General features: G+C 62.5%; 5 protein-coding genes. 4 read left to right on the forward strand and 1 reads right to left on the reverse strand.

From position 1 onward, the window contains the following. Positions 1-303 precede the first annotated feature (303 nt). From HMPREF3175_RS07390 to HMPREF3175_RS07405, 4 genes are all read left to right on the forward strand, one after another. A complete protein-coding gene (locus HMPREF3175_RS07390) occupies positions 304-1,257 on the forward strand; it encodes an iron-siderophore ABC transporter substrate-binding protein (protein ID WP_070491589.1) in 954 nt (317 codons plus the stop codon). Positions 1,258-1,393: 136 nt separating this feature from the next. Further along, positions 1,394-2,371, forward strand: a complete 978-nt coding sequence (locus HMPREF3175_RS07395) for a FecCD family ABC transporter permease (protein WP_198020645.1) — start codon at positions 1,394-1,396, stop codon at positions 2,369-2,371. 5 nt (positions 2,372-2,376) lie between these two features. After that, positions 2,377-3,420, forward strand: coding sequence for a FecCD family ABC transporter permease (locus HMPREF3175_RS07400; RefSeq protein WP_070491595.1), 1,044 nt, complete (start codon positions 2,377-2,379; stop codon positions 3,418-3,420). Continuing rightward, positions 3,417-4,226, forward strand: coding sequence for an ABC transporter ATP-binding protein (locus HMPREF3175_RS07405; RefSeq protein ID WP_070491591.1), 810 nt, complete (start codon positions 3,417-3,419; stop codon positions 4,224-4,226). The genes HMPREF3175_RS07400 and HMPREF3175_RS07405 overlap by 4 nt, the downstream gene beginning before the upstream one ends. A gap of 57 nt (positions 4,227-4,283) precedes the next feature. On the opposite strand, the gene HMPREF3175_RS07410 is transcribed toward HMPREF3175_RS07405, so the two are convergent. Beyond that, entirely contained in the window at positions 4,284-5,207 is a 924-nt protein-coding gene (locus HMPREF3175_RS07410) for a siderophore-interacting protein (protein ID WP_070491593.1), read from the reverse strand. Positions 5,208-5,338 lie beyond the last annotated feature (131 nt).

Here is a 5,338-nt window from a genome sequence, read left to right on the forward strand (position 1 = left end):
TTCTCAGTCCAACTAAAGGGGAGCAGTTCATTCTGAGGAACCGCGCGGGGGTTGTGCTGTGTGTGGAACACGGTGGGGTTTGTTGGTGGTACTTGGGGTGGGTCCTAGTTTTGGGCATCGCTACCAGCGAGTAAGCCGAGGGTTTGTAAGGTTAGGCTACCCTTGGTATTATTTTGAAATTGTTGCGCGTCATGCTGTGCCCGTGACCTGCCGGAGTATTCTTTCCGGATATTTTGGGTCGCTTGCACCGCGATGTCCCGCTGCAGTCGAAGCACCCAAAACTCTCACACTTTAAGGCCCGACATGTTCCTGAAGAAGACTCTGAGCCGCCGCGCGGCTATCAAGACCACAGCAGCTCTGGCTGTATCCGCCCTCGTTCTCACCGGTTGCGCGCGAGGGGAGGAGCAGGCCTCAGGAGGGGAAGGGGCAGGCAATGAGCGGATCGCGGCAGTTGGGCTCGGGGACGCCGATACACTGCTCGCTCTCGGAATCCAGCCTGTCCTGGTAGCGCCGTGGGGTGCGGAGGGCGATGTGGATGCCTCGGGCGTTGGCCCATGGGCAACCGACAAGCTTGGGGACGAGAAGCCAGAAACTGTCTACGGCACCGGTAACGGCTTCACTGCTGAAGTTCTGGAAAAGATTTCGGCTGCCGATCCCGACAAGATCATCGCTGTGAACAGCGCCGTGGATGAGCAGGCGAAGAAGGCTCTCAACGACATTGCCCCAACCACCGTCAAGCCAGAGGGGACAACGGACTGGCAGATCCCGTGGCGAGACCAGGTAGCCCAGATCGCGAGGGCTGTGGATAAGAAGGAGGAAGGGGACAAGCTCGTCGAGGAGACGCAGAAGGCTTTCGAGGACTTCCGAAAGCAGCACCCCGAGCTCAAGGGCAAGCGCGCAGCTATCGTCATGCCCTACGAGGGCAAGATTGGCCTGTACACCTCCGGCGATGGTCGAGGGCAGTTCATCGAGAACTTGGGCTTCGACATTCCGAAGGAGCTTGAGGGCAATGGCGGTGAGTTCTACCGCGACATCGCTCCCGAGAACTACAACGAGCTCAACAACGTGGATTACCTCTTTGTGCTCGATTACCAGGGGGCAGCAGAAACTCTGAAGAAGGATCCAACCTTCAGCAAGCTCGAGGTGGTTCGCGAGGGCAAGGTGTACTGGATGGAGGACAACGTCGGTAACGCGATGAGCATGCCCAACCCCCTGACCATCCCGTGGGCCGTCGAGAAGTTCTCCGACGCGGTCTAGCTGCAGAAGTTCTGTGATCAAAGCGCTCTCACCGCTCGCCTCTCCCGCACAACGCCTACGTGGCGGTGCGGGGGCTAGGCGTCCCCTGTCCGTTGTCGCGGTTACGCTTGGCGCACTGGCTTTTCTGGTGCTTTTGATGATCGCCTCCTTGTACCTAGGGGCCCGCAGCCTGTCGATGGGGGAGGTGACCAGCATCCTCCTGCACGGACCGCACCACGCGCCACATTCCACCGCTGGCGCAGAGCAGGCAGGGATTGTTTGGGACCTGCGCGTGCCCCGCACTCTCTTGGCTGTGTTCGCGGGCGCAGCCCTCGCCATGGCGGGAGCGATCGCGCAGAGCTGGACACGCAACCCCTTGGCGGACCCCGGCATCATCGGTGTCAACGCCGGCGCGGGATTCGCGGTCGCCGTCTCACTCACCGTGGGGTGGGCGACGACGGTCGGGCACCGGGCAGTGGCAGGGCTTATCGGTGCGGCCATTGCCGCGCTGGTCGTCCTGCTTATCTCCCGGGTCTCCCGCGACCCATTGACGCTGGTGCTGGTAGGCGTCGGCGTCACCTTCACCCTGCAAGCAGCCACGAATATGCTGAGCCTCTATTCCTCCGACACCCTGGAGGGACTGCGCCGCTGGACCGTCGGCTCCACCGCAGGGCGCGGTATGGATGACGTGCTGATGGCTGCTGTCGGCCTAGCCCTCGGGGCACTGTGCGCGGCGTTAGCGGCACGGCCACTGGACCTTCTGGCCATGGGTGAGGATGCGGCTCGTTCCCTGGGTGGCTCGCCCGCCCGAGCACGTCTGCTCGCCGCCGCTGCGGTGGTTATTCTTGCCGGTTCGGCGACCGCCACCGTGGGGCTTGTTACTTTTGTGGGCTTTGCCGTACCGCATTTGCTGCGGCCTGTCACCGGCCCTGGGCTTACGCGCTTGCTGGTGCCCACCGCGGTGGTTGGCGGCGCTGCCACGTTGTTGGCAGACATTGTTGGTCGTTTCGTGCTGCAGCCGAATGAACTCGAGATGTCGATTGTTCTGGCTATCGGCTGTGCGCCCATTATGGTCGCGGCGGTTCGTCGTCGGCGAGGCATTTCGGGCTCGAAAGACGCGGAGGTGGCAGTGTGAGCGGGATGACGGCATTGCACGCAGTCAAGCGCGCTCGCACCAGGCGTATCTTCCTGGCGACATTAGGCTTCGCCGCCGCCACGGTGCTCGGTTATTTCCTCATTCTTGGGCAGGGGGCTGTGAAGCTCAGCCCGGCTGAGGTGCTTGATGTTCTCACCGGTGGCGGTACGCGCCAGGCGATCAACGTTGTGTGGGATCTGCGCCTTCCCGTGGCCATCGCCACCGTCGTGGTTGGCGCGGCCCTGGGGCTCGCCGGATCATGGACTCAAGCCATGGCCCGCAATCCGCTAGCCAGCCCCGATATCCTCGGCGTTTCCGGGGGCGCAGCAGTGCTTGTCGTTGCGGGCACAGTGCTTGCCCGACCGGCATGGAGCGAGGGTATCCCGACGTTTTGGTGGCGTGCGGGACTCGCCCTCATCGGCTCCCTGGTGATTGTCGCGTTGCTTATGCTGCTCGGTGGCTTTGGCACCTCTCAGCGCGTGGTGCTCATTGGCCTGGCGCTTTCTTTTCTTACGCAGGCCTTGGTGCAGTATCTTTTGCTCAAAGCAGAGCTGACCCGTGCTGCCGATGCTCAAACGTGGCTCGCTGGTTCCACCGGCTTCGTACGCACCGAAGCGTTGTTGCCCATGGTGTTGGGCATGCTGCCTTTCGTGGTCTTGGGCCTCGTCGTCACGGTCGATCTTCCACTTTTTGCTCATGACGACGCCACCGCTTCCACCCTTGGCGTGAATGTCACCCGGGTGCGCTCGATCTTGCTTATCGCAGCGACCGGCATCGTTGCGGTCGTGGTTTCCTTTGTTGGGCCCATCGGTTTTATCGCGTTGCTGGCTCCTCAGTTGGCCAAGTTGGTGGCCGGTACCCCTACGCCTCATCCGTTGTGTTCGGCTGTTGCGGGATCCGCGCTCATGGCCGTGTGCGCGGTGGTGGCAGGTGCGTTGCCCTTTACTGCTCCTGTGGGGTTGGTGACCGCGATTATCGGCGGACCTGCGCTGATTTGGTTGGTGTGGTCGGCCGCGCGTCGCGGAACTGTGAAAGGAACGATCCAATGAGTATGCGAGTCGAGCACGTGACGGTCGGCTACAGCGAGGACCGGAGCATCGTTAAGGATGTCTCTTTTGAAGCGCAGCCGGGGCAGGTCACGACGCTGCTTGGCCCCAATGGCTGTGGCAAGTCCACCCTGCTCAAGGCCCTGTCCAGGCTTCTCGTTCCCAGCCAGGGGCGGGTGCTCGTCGCGGATAAGGACGTCCACGGCTTGGGCGCCCGCGAGGCAGCTCGTCTCATCGCGCTCTTGCCGCAACATCCGATCTGCCCGCCGGGGCTGACGGTAGGGGAGCTGGTGGAGCGTGGGAGGCACCCCTACCGGCGCGCGCTGTGGGGTGGGAGCGAATCGCCCTCCGAGGACCGGAAGAAGGTGCGGGAGGCGTTGGAGAAAACAGCGACTGACCACCTTGCCGCTCGTGATGTGGCGGCGCTCTCTGGTGGCCAGAGGCAGCGCGTCTGGATGGCGATGGTGCTGGCGCAGGATACACCAGTCGTGTTGCTGGATGAGCCGACAACTTACCTAGACCCAGCGCATGCGATGGAGATCCTGGGGATCGTGCGCGAGCTCGCTCGGGAGGGCAAGACAGTCGTGACGGTGCTGCATGACCTCAGCCTGGCTGGTGCCTTCAGCGACACCATGATCGTGATGAAGGGTGGGAAAAAGATCGCGCAGGGCGCACCGCGGGAAGCGCTAACGGAGGATGTGCTCCACGAGGCTTATGGCCTGCGCGCTGAGGTGTGGGAGGACCCCCGTGGCACAGCGCCGATCATCGTGCCACGAGGAGTCGTCGACAACCCCACCCAGGCCTCCTAGCGCCACACCGCAGAGGGCGGTGGCTAGGTGCTCGGGATTGGCGTCATCTGACCCGAGCTAAGGGCGAGCCCTGCCGATGAACCAGTACGGGCACCATTGCACGGAGTCGCTCTTAAGACCCCACGAGTCAATGACGTGGCGCCGTACGTCTTTGCAGAGATCTCCTTCGCCCGCGACCCAGACATATGACGCGCGGGTGGCGGGGTGCTTGGCTTCGTCGAGTTGGCGAAGGTGCGACAGGGTGGCGCCGCTGAACTCTGTCGTAGGGCGGAGAATAACTTTTAAGCTGCCTACCTTGTCCTGCCAGTGTTCACGTAGCAGCGGTTCCAGGTCGTGCTGGCTTTCGGCAAGCACAATCACGTGCATCTCGGGTAGCTGTTCGGGCGCGAAGGTCTGCGTGTACTCCAGGATGGCGCGGAGGGAAGGCGCTGCAGAGGGGTCGGCAATCAAGGTCTGGGAAGCCTGCTGACGATGCCACAGACCCTGGCATGTCCACAGAGCGACGTCATCGCCGACGTGGGCGTTCAACGCCCAAGAAAGCCCGGGGCCGATGTGCTCGTCATCAGGGCTGCTTATGCCGTGCGTAACCACATCGAAAGTGAGGATTCCGCGTTCGGAATCAAGTGTTCGGACGGTGTACCAGCGCAGAATCGGGCGCCGCCCCTCCGGCATAGCCGCCACGCTGGCGCGGATGTTAATGCCACCATCGTGATCTGGAAGGTGCAGCTGCGCGCCGGGGGTCGGGGGCATGAGGAGGCCAAAGAACTCATCAGGACCAGAGAGTTGGCAACCCATTAGTTCGGGTGACTGGACGGCGATCCGACGCAAATTCTTTGCCGGAGCACTGATGCTGCAGACCTCAGCGCGGATGATGCGATGACCGCGCTCGCTTGGGGTATCGAGCAGCTGGTGATCAACGTATGAAGTGGGTCGGGTGGCGCTGATCGCGAGGGGATCCATGGTGTTCTGGCTCTTCGACATAATACTGGTAAGCCTACCCTTAGCGTGAGCTGGGGTTGGGTCTGATGGTCAGGGGGAGGGCTGCGCCGGGGGCTAGAGCGCACAAACCCCGCCTGGTTCTTTGAACTAGCCCCCGAAAGTTGGACTGGTTT

It is taken from the genome of Arthrobacter sp. HMSC08H08 (genome assembly GCF_001807575.1).
Lineage (GTDB): Bacteria > Actinomycetota > Actinomycetes > Actinomycetales > Micrococcaceae > Pseudoglutamicibacter > Pseudoglutamicibacter albus.

Coding starts and splice junctions, on each gene's coding strand:
- HMPREF3175_RS07390 (WP_070491589.1), top strand. CDS start 304: ATGTTCCTGAAGAAGACTCTGAGCCGCCGCGCGGCTATCAAGACCACA.
- HMPREF3175_RS07395 (WP_198020645.1), top strand. CDS start 1,394: ATGATCGCCTCCTTGTACCTAGGGGCCCGCAGCCTGTCGATGGGGGAG.
- HMPREF3175_RS07400 (WP_070491595.1), top strand. CDS start 2,377: ATGACGGCATTGCACGCAGTCAAGCGCGCTCGCACCAGGCGTATCTTC.
- HMPREF3175_RS07405 (WP_070491591.1), top strand. CDS start 3,417: ATGAGTATGCGAGTCGAGCACGTGACGGTCGGCTACAGCGAGGACCGG.
- HMPREF3175_RS07410 (WP_070491593.1), bottom strand. CDS start 5,207: ATGTCGAAGAGCCAGAACACCATGGATCCCCTCGCGATCAGCGCCACC.